Source organism: Pedobacter nototheniae, from assembly GCF_004335085.1.
GTDB lineage: Bacteria > Bacteroidota > Bacteroidia > Sphingobacteriales > Sphingobacteriaceae > Pedobacter > Pedobacter nototheniae.
Genome location: NZ_RQRS01000053.1, coordinates 1 through 1,570, shown reverse-complemented (window position 1 = coordinate 1,570; position 1,570 = coordinate 1). Strand labels below are relative to the sequence as shown.

Annotated in this window: 2 protein-coding genes; both read left to right on the top strand. The window is 43.1% G+C overall.

Features of this window, described 5'->3' with window-relative positions; all coding sequences use genetic code 11:
- Positions 1–552 (top strand): T9SS type B sorting domain-containing protein (locus EHC72_RS22440; protein WP_131539954.1); only part of this gene is annotated, 552 nt, incomplete at its 5' end.
- 60 nt (positions 553–612) lie between these two features.
- Positions 613–1,500, top strand: coding sequence for a PorP/SprF family type IX secretion system membrane protein (locus EHC72_RS22435; protein ID WP_131539953.1), 888 nt, complete (start codon positions 613–615; stop codon positions 1,498–1,500).
- The last annotated feature ends 70 nt before the right edge of the window (positions 1,501–1,570 follow it).

Below are 1,570 nucleotides of genomic sequence, written 5' to 3'. Positions count from 1 at the left end.
GCCGCTGCGGTGAGCCAAAGCCTAACCATTTTGGATAACCCAGCACCAATCATCAGTATTGTAAGCAGCAAGGGCAACAGCATTAGTAAGGGCATTACCACGGTGCTTACGGCAAGCGGTGCGTTAACGTACAGCTGGAGTAACGCAAGCGGTATTATTAGCGGACAGAATACGGCAAGCTTAACGGTTCGCCCAGCGCAAACAACCACTTATACGGTAACTGGTGCCAACCAATATGGCAGAACCAGTACGCAGAGCATTACCATTGAGGTTTTGGCAGATTACAAGGCGCTTAACATTACCAATGCGCTGAGCCCGAATGGAGATGGAGTAAACGATTTCTGGATTGTGGAGAACATTGATATGTACCCGAACAATACGGTTAAGATTGTAGACCGCTCCGGGCGCTCTGTTTACGAGAAAAGAGGGTATGACAATAGCTGGGATGGTAACTTCAGGGGTGCACAGCTTGCAGAAGGTACTTACTACTATATTATTGATTTTGGGCCTGGTATAGGGGTTAGAAAAGGCTTCATCACCATTGTTAGATAAAAGATCGATGAACAAAAACCGGTTGCTGAACAGGCAGCCGGTTTTATAAAAGAAAACACAATGAATATTAAAAGATTTTTTTTAGTTCCGGTTCTGGTTTTATTATCAGCATCGGCCTATAGCCAGCTCAACCCAATGGGAAGCATGTATTACCAGAACCAATATTTGGCTAACCCAGCAATGGCTGGATTGGAAACGGGTTTTGAGTTAAACGGAGGTTATAAGGCACAATGGACCAATGTAGAAGGATCTCCAACGATACAAACGGTAACGGCTGCCTATGGCAGTGAAAGTAAAAAGGTAGGTTTGGGTTTATCTTTTTATAACGATAAGGCGGGCTTAATCCAGCGTACCAGTATTAAGGGTAGCTATGCTTACCATTTACCTTTAAATAATGGCACAAGCTTTTTAGATTTCGGTTTATCGGCTGGGGTAACCAACGAGTGGATCGATTTTAGTCTTTTTAAGGGGAACATGGGAGATCAGGCCTTCAATAATTTCAACGATCGGAAGTTGTACTTCGATGGTGATTTCGGTTTGGCTTTCCGCAACGAACGGATCACGCTACAGGCTTCCCTTCCAAACCTTAAACGTTTTTTTAACAGGGATCTGGAACGCAATACAATCGATCAATCGCTTTACTTTGCCGCCGCGAGTTACCGTTTTATTACCACCAATGGTGCGCTGGCCAGTGTTGAGCCGAAATTATCATACCGTGGGATTAAAAACTACAAGGGTATTTTTGATTTAGGGATAAACACGATGTTTTGGGGCGATAACCTGATGCTGAACGGTATTTACCATACCACCAACAGCGTAACGATTGGTGCGGGTACCACCTTTAAAAAAACATTATCTATTTTGCTGATGTACACCACCAATACCGGTGCGGTACAAAATTACAATAACGGAGAGTTTGAGGTTGGGTTAAAATACAATTTCAGATAAGAGGATAAGTTTTTTTATTCAATAAAGGGCGCTTCGTATAAAATGGAGCGCCCTTTTTTTATGAATTAAG

Coding starts and splice junctions, on each gene's coding strand:
- EHC72_RS22435 (WP_131539953.1), top strand. CDS start 613: ATGAATATTAAAAGATTTTTTTTAGTTCCGGTTCTGGTTTTATTATCA.